This window comes from Limnospira fusiformis SAG 85.79 (assembly GCF_012516315.1).
GTDB lineage: Bacteria > Cyanobacteriota > Cyanobacteriia > Cyanobacteriales > Microcoleaceae > Limnospira > Limnospira fusiformis.
Genome location: NZ_CP051185.1, coordinates 1,281,364 through 1,304,833, shown reverse-complemented (window position 1 = coordinate 1,304,833; position 23,470 = coordinate 1,281,364). Strand labels below are relative to the sequence as shown.

Genomic DNA, 23,470 nt, shown 5'->3' with positions numbered 1-23,470 from the left:
GGTCGGCCCTGACCGGGTGAACTACAACAGCCAACTCAGTCCCATTAGCAACAGCATTGGAGACCAAGGGAGTTTGACTACTACTGCCATCGATTCATTCTGGCTTACCCTACCCCTAGCGTGTCAAGGAACACAATAAGTATGGTAGGTACAATTCATTAAGTGATTTATGAATCGCTTTCCCAATCTATGTTAGCCCATATAAGAGACTATGGGGGTTAGGTTAATTGAGCAATCCTATTTTAATTTTCATCCCAAACCTCGCGGAGAAACTTCGAGGAGTTTAATTCAGAATTGAAATACATATCTGGTCAGCACCATCTCGGTGATTCCATAGCTGGCGCTACTTCAGGTCTCAATCCCTTGGTCTGTCCTCAATAGAGAATTTTCAAGACTGGGTATTCTCAAACCGGCCAACTGGGTTGTCGAATACAGGATATCCTCAGTTTTCCCGCTTTCACAGGACTAATGCCAACTTGCATCATATAGAGGCTAAGTTGCTGGGTTTGGTCTTGAGCCAAGGGATCTGCTCAAAAAACTGAAACCAGACGAATCGGAGAACTCCAGTTCAATAAAGACTTCCACGGTAAACGTGATCATTGAGTTCTCAGATTGCGTCAGCCTTTTCTGTTAAGGTAGCTCAAATTTGAAAAAATGGAATCCCATAAAATGTTAAATCACATTAAGTTTTTGCTGTCATCTCTTAATATTTGGTGGTCAATTGTTGATTTATTAATCATTTTCTGGGTTTAACTTTGATTTCGGGTCTTAGGATTTATCCACTCACTAATTCCCTCTCCTAACAAAGATAGCCCCACTACCATGATGGTAAGGGCTAATCCGGGAAACAATGTACTCCACCAAATCCCAGTGGGAAGCGCTTCTAAGGCTAGGCGTAAATCATGGCCCCATTCAGGAGTTTCTGGTGGTAGCCCTAAGCCTAAAAATCCTAATCCTCCTAAAATCAGGATCGCATCGGCTGCATTCAGAGTTAACAAAACCGGGACACTCTGAATTACATTTAAGAACAGGTAGCGAGAAAGCACTGTCCAAGTATCAGCCCCCATGGCTTGGGCGGCTTCGACAAATAATTCGGTTTTGACGCTGGTGGTATGGTTACGAACTACCCGATAATACTGGGGGATATAGGCAATACTAAGGGCTAAGGCTGCATTAAACACCCCACGACCAACGACAAAGGCTAAGGTAATGGATAGCAGCAGTCCCGGTAAGGTGTAGATGGTATCCATCAAAAACAACAAGCAACGATCTATTTTCCCGCCCTGATAGCCACTCAGAAGCCCCAGAGGAACGCCGATACATAAACTTAATACTGTTGCTAACAGTACCACCTTCCAGGCTGCTTGAGTGCCGAATAGGGTACGAGAAAAGATATCATACCCCTGGCGATTGGTTCCAAACCAGTGCTTGAGTCCGGGGGGTTGATGAATGGGGTTGGCGAGAAATTCGGTGGGACTCTGTATCCATCCCCAACTTTCTAATACTGGGGAGAAAATAGCGATCGCCACAAAAACAGTTGTGATCACAAAACCAATTGTCATCATCCAACTGGAAACACTAGGGGAACCCGCGCGGGTCCAAAATCGAGCCAATCGAGATTTAGTGGAAGTCATTGTTCAGTTAACAGCTAACATACCGAAAGGATAACTATAAATTACTTTGAATGACATCTCGATACTGACTTTTTTGTTTAACCCCCTTCATTTCTCTGACTAACTCCTTATGTTTAAAAAACTGAATAGTTGGAGTTCCCATCACTCCGGCATTTTGTGCAATTTCCGGGTCCTGTTCTATATCAATTTCGACAAAGTGGATTTCACCATCAAACTCATCGACCAATTTATTTAAAATCGGTTTGAGGCTGTGACAGGGGCCGCAGGTGGGGGATACATATTTAACCATAATTAGGCGATCGCTCTCATGGTAGAGTTTCCGCAGGGCATAACTTCCTTTATGCTTAGTTTTATTGATATCGTAAGTTTCCTCAGTGTCTGCGGCCTCAGTTTCTGGGTGAGTGGCTGTTGTCTCTGATGATGATTGAGTTTGTGCAAATTCCCGAGCCAAATTATGAGAGGATAACCATCGTTCTGCCAACATCGCCCCCATGCAGCCACTACCCGCCGCTGTCACCGCTTGACGAAATTCATGATCTTGAACATCTCCAACGGCATAAACACCCTCAACGCTGGTTTCTACGCCATTATTTTTAGTGACAATATAACCGACAGCATCCAGTTCTAACTGTCCCTCAAAAATATCAGTGTTGGGAGTATGACCAATGGCATAAAATAAACCATTAACCCGCAATTCACTTTCCTGGTTGGTGCGATTATTTTTGACGATAATTCCCCCAAGTTTACCATTGCCAAATACTTTAAATGCCTGGGTATTCCAATGAACGGTTATTTGGGGGTTTTGTAAAACCCGCTGCTGCATAGCTTTACTAGCACGCAACTCATCTCGACGCACCAAAAGATGTACATGACTGCCATATTTAGTTAAATAAACCGCTTCCTCTGCGGCTGAGTCGCCGCCACCGATAACGGCTAATTCCACTCCTTTAAATAGGGGACTAGCGCCATCACAAATAGCACAGGCGGAAATGCCATTACTCCAGAAAATTTCTTCCCCTGGTAGGTTTAGGCGTTTAGCAGTAGCTCCCGTAGCAATAATAATACTATGGGTAGAGATTTCCCGCTCTGGGGAAGTGAGGGTAAAGGGTCTTTGACTGAGATCCACTTTAATCACGTCTTCGGTAATTAATTCAGCCCCCCAGCGCGCGGCTTGTGCTTTCATGCGATCCATTAATTGCGGTCCGGTGATACCATCAGGAAAACCGGGGAAGTTTTCTACTTCTGTGGTGGTCATTAATTGTCCACCGGGAACCCCACCCTTATGATATCCTTCAAATACAATGGGTTTGAGGTTAGCGCGTCCTGCATAGATAGCGGCAGTGTATCCAGCGGGACCAGAACCGATAATCACTAAATTTTCAACCATTTTCAATATGGTAGGGGGAAATTATACAATCTTTCATTATAAACCATCAGGACTTTGTTTAAGGCAAGTTTCCTAAAATCATCCGAGGAGGGTTCAGGACTTGACAATCAATAATTCATCAATAATAATTTAAGGTTAATAAATGATTTTTTGTCAAAGTTTATGGGTAAAGGAATCTAAATGAAACGAGTGTTAGAACCGGAAGTAATGGATAGTTGGTCGGAGGCTGTAGAGTATGACTCTATGGACTTTGTAGAGGTGAATAGAGCTTTTGCGGAACAGGCGATCGCCGTTTTACCCAAATCAAAAGGGATGGTATTAGATGCGGGAACGGGAACAGCACGCATCCCGATTTTGATAGCCCAACACAAGCCAGGATGGCAAATTATCGGGATTGACTTATCCGAAAATATGCTGAAAATAGGGGAGAGTAATATCAAGGCTGCGGCAGTGAGTAATCAAGTGGAATTAGCCTTAGTGGATGCCAAAAAGTTGCCATATATTGACGGTCAGTTTGATTTAGTAATTTCCAATAGTATAGTGCATCATCTAGGGGACCCTTTACCTTTTTTGTGTGAGGTAAAACGAGTATTAAAACCGGGGGGAGGGATTTTCCTGCGGGACTTACAGCGACCGCAAAATGAAGCCGATCGCGATCGCCTAGTAGAGGAATATGCAGGGGACTGTAACCAGCATCAAAAACAACTATTCCGAGATTCCCTACAGGCGGCATTTACCTTAGAAGAAGTGCAGGAGATGGTAAACCAAGCTGGATTAGGGGATATTAAAGTTTATACATCAAGCGATCGCCACTGGACGGCGGAAAAAATAGCGATCGGCTAACATAACTGTTAATCAACGGAACTCAGAAGTATGATAGTCAAAGTGCGAAACTGGAGTCAATGGCTAAATTTACTGGCCCGATAGCGATTTGATGAGCTGATCCGAATTTTCGCCAATACCCGATCAAAATATTATTGTTAAATGTCAAACCCATGAGTATACGCGGTATAGATGTTTCAGACTACCAACCCAACGTTGACTGGAAAGCAGTGGCTAATTCCGGTATGGAGTTTGCTGTAATTAAATCAACGGAGGGAGCCACCTTTGTGGCGGATGTTTTTGCTCCCTATTGGAAAGCAACCAAAGCCAACGGCTTAATTAGGGGAGCATATCACTTTTTTAGGCCGGCCAGCAATATTCAAGGACAAATCGATAACTTCCTGAGAACTGTTCCCCTGGAACCGGGAGATTTACCCCCGGTGTTAGATATTGAAACCACGGACGGGCTAGATTCCAAAACAATATGCGATCGCGCTGCTGTGTGGCTAGAAGCGATCGAAGCAGCCACCGGATATCAACCGATAATTTACACCTATCCAGGATTTTGGCAACAACTGAACACCGATCGCTTTTCGGAATATCCCCTATGGATCGCCCACTATACCCAAGCCGAAAAACCAGCCATACCAGGAAAATGGAAAACCTGGGTATTTTGGCAATATACAGATCGCGGTCAAGTTGATGGTATCCGAGGCGGGGTAGATATAAACATCTTTGAGAGTATCCGCAGAGGGGAACGGGGACCGAAAGTAGAATTGATGCAGACAATGCTGAAAAAACGCGGCTTTGAACCCGGAGTAATTGACGGCATTTTTGGCGCGGGAACCGAAAGGGCTGTCATCAGTTTTCAGGATAACAAAGGCATTAAAGAAAAAAATGGGGTAGCTGGCTTAAAAACCTGGACTGCATTAATGGGTCAAGTGGAAAACTTCGTCCCACCAAGGGTAGAAGCCGAACCGACACCAGAACCGACACCCGCACCCGCACCGGAACCCGCACCGGAACCCGCACCGGAACCCGCACCGGAACCCGCACCCGCACCCGCACCCGCACCCGCACCGACACCAACCTTAGAACTAATTGATATCTGTAGGATCTATCGTGGTTCTGCGACGGAAGATAAAGCCTTAGTCTGGTTACAGGAGAGAATCCCATCGGAGACCTTATTAGAGTTTGCGCGTTTGTGGAGAAATCAGGCTATTCCCCAAACCCAGTCGATTAGAATTATAGATGTGTGCCGTTATTATCGGGATCTGCCGAACCAAAATCAAGCTCTGCGGTGGTTACAGCGGGAAATTCCAGCGACTATCTTGCTGGAATTTGAGCAGAAATGGAACGCCACCCCGGAAGTAGTGGTTGATATTCGGTTACTCGATGTCTGTAGATTCTACAGTGGGACTGCTACCCAAAAAGAGGCGATCGAATGGCTACAAACGCAAATTCCCGCCCCTACCATGGTAGAGTTTGCCAGATTATGGCGTAGACCCAGTTCTCGATAAACTGCTATATAGGGGGTAAGGCGATCGCCAAATCTAGGATAGGTTAAGATTAACCTCACTGTTCCCAGTTCCCACTATCTACCCCAAGTAGTTACCCCGCCAGAAGTTCAACAATAATCAATTTTTGATTTGTTGGAGCAGATGGAATCCTCCTCTGTTTCATGGCGGGTCTGATATCAAGTTAAGAAAGATATTTTGAGCGTGCGACAGTAACCCTTATGGACACATCCTTTGAGATCACCATGCTGATGGTCATAACCATCATTAGTGGTATCGGTGCTCAAGTTTTAGCGGACTACCTGAAAGTTCCTGCCATTGTCTTTCTACTGATATTCGGTATCCTAGTAGGCAATGATATTTTAGGGCTAGTCCATCCCAACTTACTCGGCGATGGCTTAGAAGTCATTGTCTCCCTTTCGGTAGCCCTAATTCTGTTTGAAGGGGGATTAAGTCTAGAACTGAGAGCTTTAGGGGCTGTTTCGGGAAGTATCCGTAACTTAGTAACAGCCGGAACATTGATCACCTTGGTCGGTGGTGGTATGGCTGCTCATTGGCTAGGGGAATTTCCCTGGCCGATCGCCTTTCTGTATGCGTCCTTAGTCGTTGTGACCGGACCTACTGTAGTTGGTCCCCTACTCAAACAGGTTTCTGTGGATCGACCCGTAGCCGCGATTTTGGAAGGGGAAGGAGTGCTAATCGATCCCATTGGTGCTATTCTCGCCGTCTTAGTGCTTAATGTAGTTCTCAGTGGTAGTGCTGACCCCGTGGAGTTGTTCCGGGAATTAATCACTCGTCTAGGAATTGGTGCCACTATCGGGGTCGTCGGTGGTGCATTAATGGGGTGGAGTCTCAAACAAGCTAAGTTTATGTCTGAGGATCTCACCAGTTTAGTCGTCTTAGCTGCTCTGTGGGGACTCTATGATGCTGCTGAATTGGTCAGTAGTGAATCGGGGCTAATGACTGCAGTTGTCGCCGGTATGGTGGTGCGTTCTGTCGGGGTTCCAGAAATGCGTCAACTGCGCCGCTTTAAGGGACAACTGACCATGTTATGTGTGTCCGTGCTGTTTATTCTGTTAGCCGCGGATCTGTCTTTAGAAAGTATTGTCGCCTTGGGGTGGGGGAGTGTGTTAACTGTACTCGCTCTGATGTTTATTGTCCGTCCCATTAACGTTTTGATTTGTACCCTATCGAGTAAACTTAACTGGCGACAAAAGTTTTTTATTGCTTGGATAGGACCTAGGGGAATTGTATCAGCCTCTGTGTCTTCCCTATTTGCGATTCTGTTGACTCAACGGGGAATGAATGGGGGAGACTCCATTAAGGCTTTGGTTTTCCTGACGATTATTATGACTGTTGTCACCCAAGGACTAACGGCTAAATATGTGGCTCAACTATTAAGAGTTACATCATCTACAGCTACCGGAGCCGTAATTGTCGGTTCAAATCCTATCAGCCGCCTGATTGGACAAATGTTCCAAGAACGCAATGAGTCCGTGGTGATTATTGATACTGACCCAGAGGCTTGCGAACAGGCTAAGGATGAAGGGTTGCGTGTTTATCAGAGTAGCGCCCTTGATCCTAATGTCTTGGAAGAGGCGGGACTTGAGTCTATGGGGACTTTCCTGGCTATGACTAGCAATGGTGAGGTGAATCTAGTTTTAGCACAACGGGCGGCGGAAGAGTTCCAGCCTCCCCGTGTGTTGGCGATTTTTCCCCAAGAACCCCAAAAGAAAACGGCTAACAGTAATGGTAAAGAGAAGGTACAACAGGCTTTTATTCCAGAGTTTCCCCTTAAACAGTGGAGTCAATATGTCCAAGACCGTGAGGTGAAGTTGGGGGAAACTTTGCTGAGACAACCGGGACTGGAGTTTCAGCGATCGCATTTACAAGCGATGATTCGGTCAGGGGAGTTTCTCCCTCTATTACTGTTGCGTCAAGAACAGCTAATGGTAGTCCCAGTGGCGGAAACTTGGCAAGCAGGCGATCGTATTATTTACTTACTCCATGACCCTAAACCTAAACTACTTAAACGTTTATCCGGTTCTCAACAAACCGATCTCACCCTCGATAAGCATCCTGTCGTCGAGGAAGTTCCGATTCCATCTCCTCACCTCGAAACTATTTCCGCTAAAGAACCTAGTAACTAGCTAGTCAACCAGCCTTCACGCCACAGATACCCAGGTAAGTCTCCGGCGTTGACGAGATTAATCAGGCTTTTATCTTGGCTGGCTTTTGAGATTTTGGTGATTCCTTGTTCTTTGGTGAGCCAGAAAATACTGTCCAGGGGAACAGCATTGAGAAAGTCTGGAGAGTGGGTAGATACAAAGACCTGTCCGCCTCTAGCAGCATAGCTGGCAAATTCTTCAGCCAGTTCATATAAAAGACTCGGATAGAGTTGATTTTCTGGTTCTTCGACACAGAGTAAAGGGTGAGGTTTAGGGTCAAACAGGAGGATTAGATAAGCAAACATTTTCATGGTTCCATCGGAAACATAGCGATCGATAAAAGGATCTTTAAAGGCTTGGTCTTGAAATTTAAGGATTAATCTACCATCTGGCGTTTCTTGAGCTTCTACCTTAGAAATTCCTGGGACTCTTTGCTGCATTCTCTGGATAATTTCGTCAAATATTTCCGGGTGTTCTTGATAGATATATTGGGCAACGACTGCCATATTATCGCCTGTGGGGGAGAGGTGTTCGGCATAGCATCCTTGCTGCCTCTGGCTTCGCTAATATGAAAATCGGAAACGTGCCAGTTTTCGATAAGTGAACGGAAGGCACTGGCGGCTTTGAATCTTTGAAATTGTCCTAGTCCTTTAATGGCTAAAATATCGCTGGATTCAAGTTTTTGTTCTTCCCGTTTTAGGTGTTCATCAGGTTGGCTAAAGTCTTCTTCGTTGATAATAGCATATCCCTGACCTTTTTGAAAGTCCAGAAAGTGAAATGGTTTACCATGTTCACCACGTTTATAGCGGAGAATTTCTCGATAGATGATGGGTCGTCTTTTCTCTTGAACGACAATCAAAATATAGGTAACCAGGCGTTCTGTGTTGGATATTTCCATGCGGAATTTTAATTCTATTTCAATATTTTCGTGGCTTTTTCCTCTGGTAACTACTTCGTTAAATCCGCCTCTAACTTGCAGGGCTTGCCGAATATTATTTTGGAGAGCATCACGCAGAAATCCAAAGATATCGAAGAGGGTTGATTTGCCGGTGCCGTTGGCTCCAATGATGACGCAGAAGGGGGGAATATCTTTAATTTCTAAGGATTCAAAGGCGCGATAGTTTTTAATTCGGAGAGCTACTATTTTCATAAAAAAGGGGGCATATTAATTATCGATTTGGGGAGGGATGAGCTGATGGCTGAATGGGAATAATTGTTAATTTAATTTATTTCGGCTCAGGGCGATCGCTATTACTACATTACTATCGACAGATTTCTAATGCTCAGTGGAAGGGACTCGTGGAATCTCAGGGATTTGTGCCATCTAATCACCAGTAGACGAATATTATACCAGGAACTCAGGCCATGATACAGCCATCTATTTTAAGTAGGTTGGGTGTAACGCAGTGGAACCCAACATCAGGGGGTTTTGCTGTGACTGTAGTGGAACCCAACATCAGGGGGTTTTGCTGTGACTGTAGTGGAACCCAACATCAGGGGGTTTTGCTGTGACTGTAGTGGAACCCAACATCAGGGGGTTTTGCTGTGACTGTAGTGGAACCCAACATCAGGGGGTTTTGCTGTAACTGTAGTGGAACCCAACATCAGGGGGTTTTGCTGTGACTGTAGTGGAACCCAACATCAGGGGGTTTTCTGTAACTGTAGTGGAACCCAACATCAGGGGGTTTTCTGTAACTGTAGTGGAACCCAACATCAGGGGGTTTTGCTGTGACTGTAGTGGAACCCAACATCAGGGGGTTTTGCTGTGACTGTAGTGGAACCCAACATCAGGGGGTTTTGCTGTAACTGTAGTGGAACCCAACATCAGGGGGTTTTGCTGTGACTGTAGTGGAACCCAACATCAGGGGGTTTTCTGTAACTGTAGTGGAACCCAACATCAGGGGGTTTTCTGTAACTGTAGTGGAACCCAACATCAGGGGGTTTTCTGTAACTGTAGTGGAACCCAACATCAGGGGGTTTTCTGTAACTGTAGTGGAACCCAACATCAGGGGGTTTTCTGTAACTGTAGTGGAACCCAACATCAGGGGGTTTTGCTGTGACTGTAGTGGAACCCAACATCAGGGGGTTTTGCTGTGACTGTAGTGGAACCCAACATCAGGGGGTTTTGCTGTAACTGTAGTGGAACCCAACATCAGGGGGTTTTCTGTAACTGTAGTGGAACCCAACATCAGGGGGTTTTCTGTAACTGTAGTGGAACCCAACATCAGGGGGTTTTCTGTAACTGTAGTGGAACCCAACATCAGGGGGTTTTCTGTAACTGTAGTGGAACCCAACATCAGGGGGTTTTCTGTAACTGTAGTGGAACCCAACATCAGGGGGTTTTCTGTAACTGTAGTGGAACCCAACATATTTAATAGGTTGGGTGGATAGAGCGTGGAACCCAAGATCCATTTGAGAAGACTACAGAAGGAACCAGTTAGGTAACTGTCTACGAAATGGGGGTAGCCCTATAGGTTGAACGATGGGGGAAAAGGAGCGATCGCGCTGATGTCTAAATCCTTATCCAGAGGGAGTTTGAGCGAAATAGGTTCGAGAGTGATATTCACATAGTGGGTCAGTTCACCCTAGCAGTGATTGCAGTTACTTAAAAGAGTGGAACAGTTCAGACCCTGTTTGAATGTGGTTGCTCCTACTATTCAAATTGTAGAGAGTTGAATCAGGACAGGGAAACAAACAAGCCAGCCAAGACCTTGCACCTACGCCTCAACCTCTGCAACAGCCCACTTATACCAGGTAATTAAAATGTTTAATACTAATTCTACCAACGTCGTCGCCGCCCCTGAACTGTCAGATAACAGTGTTGAGACCTTACATACTCAAACGGTAGTTAACAGCCTCCTAGAGGAAATTCAGCAAGTTCTGAAACTGAAACCAGCCAGCAGCGAGTCAGTAATGATGCGAATTGCTATAGAAGTCGATCGCATTTGCAGCAAAAGCAAGCGGATTCAAGATTCCGGGGAAGTAGGAACCTGGCAACTGAACTTAGCCCGCCATCGCCTGCAAAAATGCTTACAATACTATCGTCTGGGTTCTCGCCAAGGTCGGGTTGAACTGCACTCAAATTTGGCGGCGATGGTGTACCGCCATGTGGCTCCTTTTAACTCTAATCTGCATTTCCAGGCTCGGTATAATTTGATTGAAGATTTCCTCCAAGGCTTCTATATTGAGTCTCTGCGGGCGTTTCGTCGTGAACATCAACTGGAAGCGGAATACACCCCCCAAACTCGGTTAGAACTCTCTGAATATATGGCTTTTACAGAACAATATGCCAAGCGTCAGATTGGTTTACCGGGTCGCAACCGCCAACGGTTAATCGTCCTGCGGGCTCAAGGTTTTGCTAAAGGTCAACCCCCAGAAATGTCTCTTGATATTGAATTGGCGGTTGAGGGGGGCAAAACTGAGGAAGCTGAGGCTCAAAGTCGCACCCACGCTATGCAGCAAATTCGCGATTTGATGGTGTCTGAGATGGTTGACCCGGCTGATGCTGTATTGCGCGATCGCGTGATTGCAGAACTGATACAATATTTGGAAGCTCAGGGTCAGAATGATTGTGTAGATTATCTGGTTCTGAAACTTCAGGATTGGCAAGCCGGCGATATTGATAAGGCCCTTAATCTCACCCCTCGTCAACGGGACTACTTACAACAACGGTTTAAGTACCATGTCGAAAAGTTTGCTCACTCTAATAACTGGAAACTGGTTCATGAGTGGTTGGGAGCGGACTTAGACCAAAAACTGGGGATGACTACTGAGCAATGGCGGGTGTTTCAAGATAATCTGTCTCTGGCGGAAAGGACTTTATTGCAACTCAAGCGGGATGGAGAAACTGATAAGGCGATCGCAGTCGCTCTCAAATGTACTCCCAAACAGGTACAGAAGCGTTGGTCTAAATTGCTTAATCAGGCGGCTAGTTATCGCAACAGTGAAGCATCAGCTTAGGGTGGGGAAAAATGGGCATCGGCAATTCCACCCGATCGCCCCATCCTTCCCTAAAATGGCAGTTAGTAAGTATATATAAGAATTAGTAAGTATATATAAGAATTTTAAATCTAAAATCGTCCTTAAATCAGCCGAAATCCCACATCAGGCCTGATAAATTCGATACAGTAGATGTAGGTAAAGGTTTATTAAGAAATCGACGGCTATGTCAGTCAATCTTGTCCCGGCTTCTGCATCCTTCTCCAGTTTATCGAAAACTTGGGAAAATGCTCAGAAGCAATATGTTGAGTCTACGGCTATGAGTCGGTCAGCACTTATTCAAGTCTTACAGGGAATTGATGCGGATAGCTGTCCCACATCCTACAATTTCCATGCTCATACCACGAAATCGGATGGACAGCTTGACCCGATCGCCCTAATTCAACAGGCGATCGCTATTGGACTCAAAGGACTTGCCATCACAGACCACCATACCACTGAGGGCTATCAAATCGCCCAGCATTGGTTAAATCACCGGAAAAGTCATGCTTGCGAACCAGACAACATCCCATCCCTGACCCTGTGGACGGGTGTTGAAATTAACGCCCACCTCCTGGAAACCGACGTGCATATTTTGGGCTATGCTTTTGACCCAGATGCTCCCAGTATCTATCCCTATTTACAGCATCATTCCGCCCCTCGTCAAAATTCCGGGGCTGGGGCTGTGATTGCCGCTATCCAAAATGCTGGCGGTCTAGCTGTTTTAGCTCACCCAGCACGCTATCGCCGCCCATCCGCAGAACTCATCCCCGAAGCCAGTCGCCTAGGAATTGATGGCGTTGAGGTTTTCTATGGCTATCGCCGGACTAACCCCTGGTATCCAACGCCGAAAATTACTGAAGAAATACAACAACTGGCTTGGGATTACAATTTACTGCCTACCTGTGGCACCGATACCCACGGCCTTAACCTATTAGTGCGACTTTAAATTTCCAACTCCCCCGCTCAAAAGAGACGGGGTGTATTTTTGGTCATTGAGCATAGTGCATCGCGATAATTCGATCATCTCTAATCTCAAACGGTGCCTGCCATACTAATCATCAGGAAAAAACTCAACAGCAGCACCAGGAGTAAAAATGTTTGGATTAGGGTTGATACTGATTCTTTATGCCAAACAGAGGTTTTCATAATCGGATTGACTGTTGTCAATTTGAACTGATACATTTACGCGACATTTTTCCGGTTGTTCCCGGACAATGCGACGATAGCACTATTACCCGTTAAGGTAACAGAGGCGGTATCCCGCAAAGCTTTTAGAAAGATTCCAAAAGCACCGTTCCAGTCCCGTGGTAGAGTGAACCCGCACTCCGGACATCGGAACACTTTTGAGCCACCTAGCTGGGAATGGACATGACCACAGTGAGTACAGGTTTTGCTGGTGTATTCTTCGGTCACATCTACAACTGTTCAGTTATTTCCCCTTGATGTCTCAGGGTTAGTTTGAATCGATAATGCGCCCATGTCAGCATGGCGCGGGCAGTCTTAGACCTGATTAGACGCTTCACCTTGGCAACCATATTGGAAGTCTCGAAGGTGGGCCAAAAAATCAGGCTGTGTTATGGGATGGCCAGGGATGCGACCCAATCAACCAAGGGGTTGAAGTCCTCACCGGGTAGTTATTTCGCCCATTTCAGCTCTATTTCATACCCGAAGGTCTCGCACCCATACTTGGTATTATACTGTATTGCCGTAAAATGTTAACCTAATTTGAGATTAAATCATGCTCTCTGACTGAATGCTAACAAAAAAATGGAGATTTCATGATGATTCTCAATAAATCTTAACAAATACCCAAGTATTTTCACTTGGTTAAACCGTGTTCGAGAGCATAACGGACTAATTCAGTGCGGCTATTAGTTCCAGTTTTAGTAAATAACCGACTCACATATTTTTCGACATTGCGGACACTGGTTTCTAAACGGCTGGCTATTTCTTTATTCATTAGTCCTTGAGCGACTAAATCTAAAACACTTTGTTCTCTGGGTGTTAGGTCAATTTTAATGGGGGAAGGACTCAAATTGATGCCAGTTTTACCCTTGAGCATATTTTCAATGCGGGCAATTTGTCCAGCTAAGGCGGTAATATCTGGGGTGCCTTCTTCGGCTTCCTGGCGGGTGGCGGCTCGACGTTCTAACAGGTTTTTAACAATGGCTACCAGTTCTTCTGGGTCAAAGGGTTTAGATAAATAGGCATCACAACCGGCTTGATAACCTTGAATGCGATCGCCTTTCATACCTTTAGCAGTTAAAAACACCACAGGAAGTGCTTTAAATTTGGGTTCTGACCGCATTTGTTCGAGGAATTGATAGCCGTCAACTTCCGGCATCATAATATCAGTAATTACCAAATCTGGTAGATTTTGCTGTAGTAATTCCCAGCCCAGTTTAGCATTCTCCGCGACATCTACAATAAAGTTACTGTCCTCTAAATAGGCTTGGACAGCTTCCCTTAATCCCGGTTCATCATCTACTAATAAAAGTCGAGGAGATACTGGGGGTATTTCTTCCCCTTGTGGCTCATTTTCTGGGATTTGATTTGACATTTTTATAAAGTTGATAAAAGTTAACAGGTTTGATGACTTATCAGCCGAAGCCGGGGAAAGTGGATCTCTCCTCAACCCTAGACCCAAGGGAGGGGGTATTTAGTAGGGTTGAGGAAAATTTACCTGTTTTGGCTGGTGGGGTATCTGTTTAGACTTGATGGCGATCGGTTAAAATTTCGTAGCCGTTTTCAGTCACTAATACAGTATGCTCAAATTGGGCAGATAAGGCGTTATCAACCGTAACTGCCGTCCAGCGATCGCTAAGGATACGGGTAAATCGAGAGCCAGCGTTTAAAATAGGTTCAATGGCTAGGGTCATACCTGCTTTGAGCTTGACATTAGGTAAATCATAGGTGCGGACATTAAACACCGAAGGTTCCTCGTGCAGGTTTTCTCCTACCCCATGACCTGTAAACTCTTGGACAATCTGAAAGTTATTAGCTTCTGCGTGGTCTTGAATAGCTCCAGCGATGTCTAGCAAGTAGGCTCCAGCTTTGACTTGTTCAATGCCTTTATACAGACATTCTTCAGCCACTCTAATCAGTTTACTAGCTGATGGTGTCACTTCACCAATAGCAATAGTGATGCAGGAGTCTCCATGAAAACCCTGGTAGTAGGCTCCTGTATCGACTTTTACCACATCTGAGTTACGGATCACCTTATTTTTACGGGGGATACCGTGGACTACTTCGTTATTAATGCAGATGCAAATACTAGCCGGGAAGCCGTGATAGCCTTTAAAGCTAGGAACAGCGCCTAATTCCCTAATCCGCCTTTCAGCGTAGGCATCGATTTCTGCGGTAGTCATACCAGGTTTGATCTGTTGTGAGATCTCTTTGAGGACTGTCGCGACTATTCTACCCGACTCTCGCATGATTTCGATTTGTTCGGGGGTTTTAATGCTGATACCGCCACGGCGTTTTTTAATTTGGGGGGGTTGGGGTTGGGGTTGGGCTGGGGGTGCTGGTTTGGAAATTAAATCGCTAAACAGTTTTCTCATTATCTCGAAGATTGGATCAATGGAATTTTACAGGGGTGCAATATCTTATTGTAGAACACCTGTTGAGGAATGTCTGGGTTATATGGGTCTGAAACATTCAGTATTATTACTCATGGTAGCAATTCCGCGTCAGAGGCTGACCGTAGAAATCAAAACAGGAAGAAGGTTTGTGATAGTCTCTTCCTGTCTTGGTTGCGTTGCTAACAGTTTAGTGGTGGGTAATCCTCAAATTTCATCCCAGCCACTCACCCCAGAAGACATCACATAACTGGTAACACTGGCTTCAAAGAAGTTCGCCTTAGTGTGAGCTTCTTTTTTAGTATCCGAGAAACGCTCTAAATGAGTATAGGGACTCTTTTGGTATTTGGGGTCACTATAGAGGGATTCTAAACCAATAGAACGCAGTCGGATATTAGCGAGATATTTAGTGTACTGTTCTGTACTGTGTTCAGTAATTCCCAAAATGTTGTTACCAACAATATGATTGGTCCAGCGGCATTCATGTTGAACAGCCGCATCGAACATTTCATAAATCCGGTCTTGGGAATGGGGAAAAATTGCCATAGCTTCCGGGATAATTTTCTGGAATAACCGCACATGAGAAAGTTCGTCCTTTAATGTTCAGTAGGGGTCGCTATTCCCTACCCGCTTGATTTAAGCAGCTACCCGTCGCCGAATAGAACAGACCATATCACAATCCTTAGCTTATGTAAGAAGGATTCCCCCCGCTTCGAGTCGCTTGACTCTACTCCATTTCTGGATGGTCTTTGCACGTCCCTTGTTCATAACAGTTACCAGATTTTAACTCTGACATAGTTTGAACATTCTGCTAATTAGCATAGGTTTCGCTCAGGATTATCTCAATGAGACTTCCCCTGAATTCAAGGGGTTTTCTATTATCATTACTGACAATAGCCGCTAACATTAACGGTTAATCATCTTGAAAATATCGGCACTTCCAGGCATTAACATTCGCGATGCCAAATTGTAGAAGAAAATGAACCCATTATAAAAGTACATTCCTTCTAACAAGTAATCTGCCATCAATGAGACAAAGTAATTTTCCGGGGTGGGATCATCAACATATTCTTGATAAAGTCCGGCGATAAACTCACATCGATCGCGTAAAACTTTATCGGTGCGCCAAAAGTCATAAACGTAGTTTCTCCGTTCCGAAGGAATGATAGTTTCAATCATGTATTGATAACTCTGATTGTGCATTCCTTCTTGAGAGATTTGTTCGGCCATACAGAGGCTGACTTCTGGGGCAGTTACACTATTTTTCAGATACGGAATGTTGCAGGTTTGAATGGAATCCAAGAAAGTTAAATAAGATAGAATTCCATCAAATGCCGTCCGTTCATCAGGGGTTAAATTAGTGTAATCGACAACATCCTGGGTGATGTCTAATTTTTCAGGTCATTGATGTTCAACAACAGTCGCTAGGTGTTGCCCGCTTTATTCAAGCTGCTATGTGTCACCACATAGATCGGACTATATCATCATCTCTTGTGAAACAAAAGAGCCCCCCGCTTCGACAGTCAACCGCTTACTGCCTACTCCATAACCTGGATAGTCTCTACACCTTCTCAGTATCTGTGAGCTGGGCACGGGATTGTCTGTAGTGCTATATGCGATCGCCATTAGCGCAAAAAAACCTTTTCTTTGTTTAACATCAACTTGGTAAGGTTCCTTGTCGGTTATCCCCAGTTTTGGCGAACCATGCAACTCCAGAGTTCCCCCGTTTTCAAGGGGTTTAATCTGGGCTACCTAATTAACCCAGAAATTTTCGCGCATTTGCTTGTATAAACCGACTGCCCAAGAATAGCGAACATCATTGAGTTGCATTAGGTTGGTAGTCTCGCCAAACCACATTGAACGGTGAGCCACATCATCGTTACCATCAGGATTAAAGATGGGATTGAGGGGCATTTTGTTGATTTGCTTATTGTTGTGACCGTTAAAGTTTAGTACAAGCGTCATTTTTTCCATCCAAAACGGGAGTTTTTGTTGATGTTCATCAATGCTGAAAAGTTGTATTTATCAGCGGCTGATTTTCATCAACAACACTAAACTAATCGGGAGAATTTAGGATGCCCCCGACCAGAAGTTTAGTGGTAACGGATATTATAGCTAATTTGCACAAGCTGTGCAGGCATCGTCGGATTCTTGAAAGCTGTCCCGCTGAACTGTCCTCACATAATAGATGGCTTTGCACCCCTGTTCCCAAGCAGCCATCAGGGTGTCAAAGATATCTTTAGCTTTAAGGCTGCGCGCGGGTTCCTCGGGGAAATATACGCCTTGATTGAGGTTAAACATCAACTCCATTGATATTCCTGTATCAATCCATTGCTGCATGGCAGCTACGGCTTTGACAACAATTTGCTGGTCTAGGGTTTTATTCTCTGGGTAAAACCAGAAGTTGTCTTTAATAAAGGGAGGCGCAATGGGGACGGTTCCTTTAGCCCATTTGTCATAGAAGAAACGACTATAACAGGGTAATACGCTGGCGGTACAACCTTGGACTAAGGATGATGATGTGTTGGGAGCAATGGCGGTTATATGAGAGTTCCTAATCCCATATTTTTGGATATCTTCGCTTAATTCTTTCCACCTTTGTTTATCGTCGGCGTGGGTTAAAAACCAATCGACTGGTTTAGCACCAATTAACTTACCTTGACTCCAGGAACTTCCAGCAAATGCCGGATAAGCCCCCCTTTCTTTGGAGAGTTCCATTGAGGTTTTAGTGCAGTAAAATCCGATATCTTCAAACAGGTTGCTAATTTCCTGTAAATGGCTATAGGAAAAACGCCGTTTGGCTAACCAATCCGCTAACCCCATGACACCCACGCCAATGGTGCGATAACGTTGATTATGGTCAATACTGGCTTGAAATGGTGGGTGAGTAATTTCGATGGTGTTGTCTAAAATGCGGACGGCTATTTCGCAAATATTGGGTAGGTCTTGCCAATCTAAATTAGAGAGATTTAGACTATTTAAGTTGCAGGTATGGGCGAGTTCTCCTGGTTTGACGTTAGACCAAGATTCTTGGCACAAGTTACCCCCAGGAATATATCCTTCGTGTTGGTTAGGATTGGCGGCGTTGCTAGTATCTTTAAACCACAGATAAGGCATCCCGGTTTCTACTTGCGATCGCATAATGTTTTTAAACAGTTCCCTAGCATTTATCCGCTTATATAGTTTTAATTCATAGTCTAAAGACGCTTCTATTTTTTGATAAGCTGACTCAAATTCTTCACCCCATAATTCTGATAATTCTATGCCCAATTTTACCCGGACTTCGTAGGGGTCTATCAGAGTCCAGTTTTCGCAGTTACGCACCCGGCGCATGAACTCATCAGAAATGACTAATTGAGGGAAAATATCATAAGCCTTCCGGCGCTGGTCTCCATTCTCGGTTTGCATCTCCAAAAATTCGAGAATGTCTAAATGCCACACATCTAAACTGACGGTAATTGCGCCAGCGCGACGGCCTCCCTGATTGACAGCAATGGCGGTATCATTTAACAGTTTAATCCAGGGAATCACGCCACCGGATGCGTTAGGCTTACCCATTACCCAGCTACCTGTTGCCCTAATGCGGCTGACATTTACGCCAACACCGCCGCCATTTTTGGAAATCCGGGCAGCGTCTTTAATGGTGTCAAATATGTTCTCTAAATTATCATCCATACCGATAATAAAACAGGAACTCAAAGACCCGTTAGGAATCCGCAAATTAGCTAAAATCGGGGTGGCTAAAGAAATCTGACGCAGGGCGATCGCTTGATAGAATTTCTGCGCCCAAAACATTCGTTTTTCTGGGGCTTCGACTACGGCTAATAATAAGGCACAAGATAATAAGGCTTCTTGGGGTAATTCCTCGGGTAATAAATAACGTTTAGTTAGTAAAACCGCCCCCGCATAATCATAATCTTTATCCCATTGGGGGTTAATCCAGCTTCCCGCTTCTCTCAACTGGTCGGGGGTATATTTTAATAAGCGCGCGTCATACTGACCAGATTTCACTTTGCTAGTAACGGTTTGGCAATAATCCTCATATTGGTAGCCACGGCTAACTAGGGTATCTTTCCACAAGTTCCAAATATGCAGCCTCCCGGCTACATACCGCCAGTCTGGGTCTGAGGGGCTACACAACTCTAAGGCACAACCTATTAAGTTATCCTGAATTTCCCTGGTGGTGACTCCATTTTTCAGGCGAGTGGTCAGTCCAGCTTCCAAAGTAATGGGGTTAGCATCTAAGCCTTCACAAGCCCAGTTGACGACTGCGCGAATTCTGGACACATCCAAAAGAGTTAATGATCCATCCCGCCGGATTACCTGAATTTGGCGATTGAAGGGGGTATCAGTTGTGGTTGATAGGGTTTGCATGGTCTGTTTCTGTCTGGAATTTGAATCAGCTTTACTAATTTACTCTATATATATATTTAGTGACAGGTATTGACAAATTTCTCGTTTTACGCTATATCTAGTGCTAAATGGCCCAATTAATAATTTTTAACAGTTGGGGGTTTCTGTATAAATTGATACAATCCTCTGTTAAATAATCGAGATATTGTAAAGTAATAAGTAGACTGTATTGTAGCGATCGCATTTTTAACTTTTGTGTCTACTCTATCAACGAACACCAACCTATCTCCAGAAGAACGCATAGCCTTAGATGACAAGCTCTCCCAGCGTTTTATTCAACTCGATCCGGGGGGCTATTTTATCATTTATATTGACCGGGACAAGGGCTTAATTTGCGCGGAACATTATAGCAACGATATCAACGAACAGGGTCTAGCTGTGGATCCAGACACGGGGGAACCTTTCCCGTGTAAAGGGGAACTCAAGCGGACTCCGATTGGTATTTACCGGGGAAGAACGGCGAAAGAATTAGGTATTAAAATCACAGAAGAAGCAAGTACCTGTCCGCTGACTTGTTTTGATCATGCCCTATACCTGGGGCGGGAGTTCGTCCGGGCGGAAATGGCTTTAGTGAATGGACAGGATTACATCCAGGACTAAATTCTAGTCGATGTAGGTCTGCTGGTAGGGACAGGAAAACGGGAGGCTAGGTAAAACCCACCCGCCTCCGTTGGATTCAGAGATTTTGGGGGTCTGATGCTACAGGTCGCCCCCACGAAACGCCAACAATACGATCACCACCGGGCCAGCAATCACAATCAGTGATAGCATTAGTAACTGGGCGATCAGTTCAAAATTGACATTGCTGAACAAGTTGGTAATAAAGTCCATTGTTCCTCCCAAAACTTCCCAAAGCGATGATATAAACCAAGGTCTAATCATATCAGGCGATCGCCCAATTATTTTAAGGAACGTTACAAAACTCAACAAGCGCGATGGTGAATTTGTGGCAAGCTGTCCCCAAAAGAGTTAAAATATCTGAAAACTGCTAACCCAAGAGAATCGTTCAGTATACTGCCGTGACCGAAAAAAACGCCTACAAAGACACGGTTAACCTGCCCAAAACCAAGTTTGATATGCGGGCTAATGCCGTCAAACGGGAACCAGAATTACAAAAATTTTGGGCGGATAACCAGATATACGATCGCCTCTGTGAAAACAATCCGGGCGATCGGTTTATAATTCATGATGGCCCGCCTTATGCCAATGGACAGCTACACATAGGCCACGCCCTGAATAAGATTCTCAAAGATATTATTAACCGCTACCAAACCCTACAGGGGCAAAAAGTCCGCTATGTGCCGGGTTGGGACTGTCACGGACTCCCGATTGAATTGAAAGTGCTGCAACAGATGAAGCAGTCAGAAAGGGAACAACTCACCCCGCTAACTTTGCGTGAGAAAGCGCGAGATTTTGCCCTGAAAACCGTTGAAGAACAAAAAACCCAATTTCAACGTTATGGGGTGTGGGGAGACTGGGAAAACCCCTATTTAACCCTAACTCCGGAATACGAAGCGGCTCAAATTGCTGTATTCGGTGTTATGGTTCTCAAGGGATACATTTATCGGGGTCTAAAACCAGTCCATTGGAGTCCGAGTTCCAAAACAGCCCTGGCGGAAGCAGAATTAGAATATCCCGAAGGTCACACTTCCCGCAGTATTTATGCGGCTTTCAGAATTACGAGTTTAGCGGAATCGGTGCGAGAGTTACTGAGTCCATATTTACCGGATTTAGGAGTAGCAATCTGGACGACTACGCCTTGGACGATTCCGGGAAATTTGGCAGTTGCTCTGAATCCAGAATTAACCTATGCGGTGGTAGAAACTCAAGGGGATTCAGAAAGTCCTATTGAGTTTAAGTATCTGTTGGTGGCTGCGGAATTGGTGGAAAGGTTATCAGCTACTTTTCACACTAATTTAACTGTGAAAGCTACGGTGAAAGGCGCACTGCTAGAAAATTGCACCTATAAACATCCTCTATTTGACCGTGAAAGTCCGATTTTAATTGGTGGTGATTATGTGACTACTGAATCGGGGACGGGTTTGGTTCATACAGCACCCGGTCACGGTCAGGAAGATTATATCGTAGGTCAGCGTTATGGTTTACCTATACTTTCGCCAGTAGATGAAAATGGTGATTTTACGGAGGAGGCGGGAGAGTTCGCGGGTTTAAATGTTCTCAAAGATGCTAATGGCGCGATTATTGAAGCGTTACAAGAGGCGGGTTCTTTGATTAAAGAGGAACCCTATCAACATAAATATCCCTATGATTGGCGGACGAAAAAACCGACAATTTTTAGGGCGACAGAACAATGGTTTGCATCGGTGGAAGGTTTCCGTGAACAGGCTTTAGAAGCTATTAAACAGGTGCAGTGGATTCCCTCCCAGGGAGAAAATAGGATTACGCCAATGGTAAGCGATCGCAGTGATTGGTGTATTTCTCGTCAGCGCAGTTGGGGGGTTCCCATTCCAGTTTTTTATGAGGAAGAAACGGGGGAACCTCTGCTAAATGAGGAAACGATTAACCATGTAAAAGATATTATTGCTCAACACGGTACTGATGCTTGGTGGAAACTTTCGGTTGAGGAATTACTGCCGGAATCTTACGTTAATAATGGCAAGAAATACCGCAAGGGAACCGATACTATGGATGTCTGGTTTGATTCGGGTTCCTCTTGGGCGGCGGTGGCTAAACAGCGCCCAGAATTGGCTTATCCGGCTGATATTTATTTGGAAGGTTCTGATCAACATCGGGGTTGGTTTCAGTCTAGTTTATTAACCAGTGTGGCTAATCATGGGATTGCACCTTATAAAACTGTGCTAACTCATGGTTTTGTGCTGGATGAAAAGGGATATAAAATGAGTAAATCCCTGGGAAATGTGGTAGACCCGGCTGTGGTTATTAATGGGGGCAAAAATCAACAACAAGACCCCGCTTATGGTGCGGATATCCTGCGTTTGTGGGTGTCTTCGGTGGATTATTCGGCGGATGTACCTTTGGGTAAAAATATCCTGAAACAGATGTCGGATGTTTACCGCAAAATTAGAAATACGGCGCGGTTTTTGTTGGGGAATTTGCATGATTTTGACCCAGCAAAAGATGCGATCGCTTATGAGGATTTACCGGAGTTAGATCGGTATATGTTGCACCGCATGACGGAAGTGTTTGCGGAGGTGACAGACGCTTTTGAAACTTATCAGTTTTTCCGATTCTTTCAGGTAGTGCAAAATTTCTGTGTGGTCGATTTATCCAATTTCTATTTGGATATTGCGAAAGACCGACTATATATTAGCGCGGAAAATGGTTTCCGGCGGCGCAGTTGTCAGACTGTTTTGGCGATCGCCCTAGAAAATTTGGCGAAAGCGATCGCGCCTGTCCTTTGTCATACGGCAGAGGATATCTGGCAAAATATACCATATTCTACGCCATATTTATCAGTATTTGAATCTGGTTGGGTTCGGTTAGATGAAGCCTGGAAAAAGCCTGAATTAGCAGAGTTTTGGGTGAAATTACGGGAGATTCGCGCCGAGGTTAATCAGGTGATGGAACAGGCGCGCAAAGATAAAATGGTGGGTTCTTCTCTGGATGCTAAAATCTTGCTATATGTGGCAGATGAAAAATTGCGTCAACAGTTAGCGGCAATGAATCCAAATCCGGCGGAATTTAAGCAGAATAACGGCGTTGATGCTTTGCGATATCTGTTGATTTGTTCTCAGGTTGAGTTACTGGAAAATCCAGATAAACTGGCAGATTTGCAGTATAAAAGTGAGTCGGAATTGATGGCGATCGCTGTGGTGAATGCTGAGGGCGAAAAATGCGATCGCTGTTGGAATTACTCTGTCCATGTCGGTGAGTCTTCAGAACATCCCACCATCTGCGAACGTTGTGTTTCGGCTTTAGCCGGAGAGTTTTAACCACAGAAACCGGGTTTCTCCCAACCCGGTTTATTAAATTTTTCCTACTTCATAGG

20 protein-coding genes and 3 pseudogenes are annotated in these 23,470 nt (G+C 44.8%); 8 read left to right on the top strand and 15 right to left on the bottom strand.

The genetic code is table 11. The annotated features are described in order from the left end of the window. Positions 1–749: 749 nt before the first annotated feature. Together HFV01_RS06380 and trxB are read right to left on the bottom strand one after the other, a co-directional pair. Positions 750–1,634, bottom strand: coding sequence for an ABC transporter permease (locus tag HFV01_RS06380; protein WP_006668410.1), 885 nt, complete (start codon positions 1,632–1,634; stop codon positions 750–752). A gap of 34 nt (positions 1,635–1,668) precedes the next feature. Continuing rightward, on the bottom strand, positions 1,669–3,021 hold the full coding sequence (gene trxB / locus HFV01_RS06375) for a thioredoxin-disulfide reductase (RefSeq protein WP_193520918.1): 1,353 nt from the start codon (positions 3,019–3,021) through the stop codon (positions 1,669–1,671). Positions 3,022–3,201: 180 nt separating this feature from the next. Here trxB and HFV01_RS06370 point away from each other — a divergent pair, with 180 nt between their 5' ends. From HFV01_RS06370 to HFV01_RS06360, 3 genes are all read left to right on the top strand, one after another. After that, positions 3,202–3,864, top strand: coding sequence for a class I SAM-dependent methyltransferase (locus HFV01_RS06370; protein ID WP_006624255.1), 663 nt, complete (start codon positions 3,202–3,204; stop codon positions 3,862–3,864). Positions 3,865–4,016: 152 nt separating this feature from the next. Next, the gene (locus HFV01_RS06365) at positions 4,017–5,363 is read left to right on the top strand and encodes a GH25 family lysozyme (protein WP_006668408.1); all 1,347 of its coding nucleotides are present in this window, start codon (positions 4,017–4,019) and stop codon (positions 5,361–5,363) included. 218 nt (positions 5,364–5,581) lie between these two features. Continuing rightward, a complete protein-coding gene (locus HFV01_RS06360) occupies positions 5,582–7,510 on the top strand; it encodes a cation:proton antiporter (protein ID WP_006668407.1) in 1,929 nt (642 codons plus the stop codon). Here HFV01_RS06360 and HFV01_RS30245 read toward each other — a convergent pair. After that, positions 7,507–7,968 carry an AAA family ATPase gene (locus HFV01_RS30245; protein WP_006624252.1) on the bottom strand — a complete coding sequence of 154 codons (462 nt, stop codon included), beginning with the start codon at positions 7,966–7,968 and terminating at the stop codon, positions 7,507–7,509. The two genes, HFV01_RS06360 and HFV01_RS30245, sit on opposite strands and share 4 nt — an antisense overlap. Further along, a complete protein-coding gene (locus HFV01_RS30240) occupies positions 7,935–8,678 on the bottom strand; it encodes an AAA family ATPase (RefSeq protein WP_006668406.1) in 744 nt (247 codons plus the stop codon). The genes HFV01_RS30245 and HFV01_RS30240 overlap by 34 nt, the downstream gene beginning before the upstream one ends. Before the next feature lie 53 nt (positions 8,679–8,731). Here HFV01_RS30240 and HFV01_RS30235 point away from each other — a divergent pair, with 53 nt between their 5' ends. Continuing rightward, the gene (locus HFV01_RS30235) at positions 8,732–8,866 is read left to right on the top strand and encodes a hypothetical protein (protein ID WP_257720169.1); all 135 of its coding nucleotides are present in this window, start codon (positions 8,732–8,734) and stop codon (positions 8,864–8,866) included. Positions 8,867–9,095: 229 nt separating this feature from the next. On the opposite strand, the gene HFV01_RS06350 is transcribed toward HFV01_RS30235, so the two are convergent. The 3 genes from HFV01_RS06350 to HFV01_RS06340 all read right to left on the bottom strand — a co-directional run bounded on the left by HFV01_RS06350 (position 9,096) and on the right by HFV01_RS06340 (position 9,897). Continuing rightward, positions 9,096–9,242, bottom strand: coding sequence for a hypothetical protein (locus HFV01_RS06350; protein WP_193520917.1), 147 nt, complete (start codon positions 9,240–9,242; stop codon positions 9,096–9,098). A 73-nt stretch (positions 9,243–9,315) separates the two neighbouring features. Further along, positions 9,316–9,570, bottom strand: a complete 255-nt coding sequence (locus HFV01_RS06345) for a hypothetical protein (RefSeq protein ID WP_006668405.1) — start codon at positions 9,568–9,570, stop codon at positions 9,316–9,318. Positions 9,571–9,606: 36 nt separating this feature from the next. After that, complete coding sequence (locus tag HFV01_RS06340; RefSeq protein WP_006668404.1) at positions 9,607–9,897, bottom strand: hypothetical protein; 291 nt, start codon at positions 9,895–9,897, stop codon at positions 9,607–9,609. 394 nt (positions 9,898–10,291) lie between these two features. On the opposite strand from HFV01_RS06340, the gene HFV01_RS06335 reads away from it, so the two are divergent. Together HFV01_RS06335 and HFV01_RS06330 are read left to right on the top strand one after the other, a co-directional pair. Continuing rightward, the gene (locus HFV01_RS06335) at positions 10,292–11,488 is read left to right on the top strand and encodes a HetZ-related protein (protein ID WP_006624247.1); all 1,197 of its coding nucleotides are present in this window, start codon (positions 10,292–10,294) and stop codon (positions 11,486–11,488) included. A 205-nt stretch (positions 11,489–11,693) separates the two neighbouring features. After that, positions 11,694–12,455 (top strand): PHP domain-containing protein, encoded by a 762-nt coding sequence (locus tag HFV01_RS06330; protein WP_193520915.1) that lies wholly within the window; start codon positions 11,694–11,696, stop codon positions 12,453–12,455. Positions 12,456–12,691: 236 nt separating this feature from the next. Here HFV01_RS06330 and HFV01_RS06325 read toward each other — a convergent pair. From HFV01_RS06325 to HFV01_RS06295, 7 genes and pseudogenes are all read right to left on the bottom strand, one after another. Next, positions 12,692–13,083: pseudogene (locus HFV01_RS06325) on the bottom strand (zinc ribbon domain-containing protein); the annotation flags it as partial. Between the two features lie 245 nt (positions 13,084–13,328). Next, on the bottom strand, positions 13,329–14,069 hold the full coding sequence (locus HFV01_RS06320) for a response regulator transcription factor (RefSeq protein WP_006624244.1): 741 nt from the start codon (positions 14,067–14,069) through the stop codon (positions 13,329–13,331). A 148-nt stretch (positions 14,070–14,217) separates the two neighbouring features. Next, on the bottom strand, positions 14,218–15,069 hold the full coding sequence (gene map, locus HFV01_RS06315) for a type I methionyl aminopeptidase (protein WP_006624242.1): 852 nt from the start codon (positions 15,067–15,069) through the stop codon (positions 14,218–14,220). A 225-nt stretch (positions 15,070–15,294) separates the two neighbouring features. Continuing rightward, a pseudogene (locus HFV01_RS06310) lies at positions 15,295–15,675 on the bottom strand (ribonucleotide-diphosphate reductase subunit beta); the annotation flags it as partial. Positions 15,676–15,993: 318 nt separating this feature from the next. Next, positions 15,994–16,476: pseudogene (locus tag HFV01_RS06305) on the bottom strand (ribonucleotide-diphosphate reductase subunit beta); the annotation flags it as partial. A gap of 363 nt (positions 16,477–16,839) precedes the next feature. Beyond that, a complete protein-coding gene (locus HFV01_RS06300) occupies positions 16,840–17,052 on the bottom strand; it encodes a hypothetical protein (RefSeq protein ID WP_006668400.1) in 213 nt (70 codons plus the stop codon). Positions 17,053–17,202: 150 nt separating this feature from the next. After that, positions 17,203–19,461, bottom strand: coding sequence for a ribonucleoside-diphosphate reductase subunit alpha (locus HFV01_RS06295; protein ID WP_187758270.1), 2,259 nt, complete (start codon positions 19,459–19,461; stop codon positions 17,203–17,205). A gap of 234 nt (positions 19,462–19,695) precedes the next feature. On the opposite strand from HFV01_RS06295, the gene HFV01_RS06290 reads away from it, so the two are divergent. Then, on the top strand, positions 19,696–20,100 hold the full coding sequence (locus HFV01_RS06290) for a DUF4346 domain-containing protein (RefSeq protein ID WP_006624239.1): 405 nt from the start codon (positions 19,696–19,698) through the stop codon (positions 20,098–20,100). Positions 20,101–20,199: 99 nt separating this feature from the next. Here HFV01_RS06290 and psb30 read toward each other — a convergent pair whose 3' ends face one another. Beyond that, complete coding sequence (gene psb30 / locus HFV01_RS06285) at positions 20,200–20,331, bottom strand: photosystem II reaction center protein Ycf12/Psb30 (protein ID WP_006620174.1); 132 nt, start codon at positions 20,329–20,331, stop codon at positions 20,200–20,202. Between the two features lie 188 nt (positions 20,332–20,519). Between psb30 and ileS the strand changes: the two genes are divergently transcribed. Beyond that, a complete protein-coding gene (ileS, locus tag HFV01_RS06280; RefSeq protein ID WP_006624237.1) occupies positions 20,520–23,414 on the top strand; it encodes an isoleucine--tRNA ligase in 2,895 nt (964 codons plus the stop codon). Positions 23,415–23,470 lie beyond the last annotated feature (56 nt).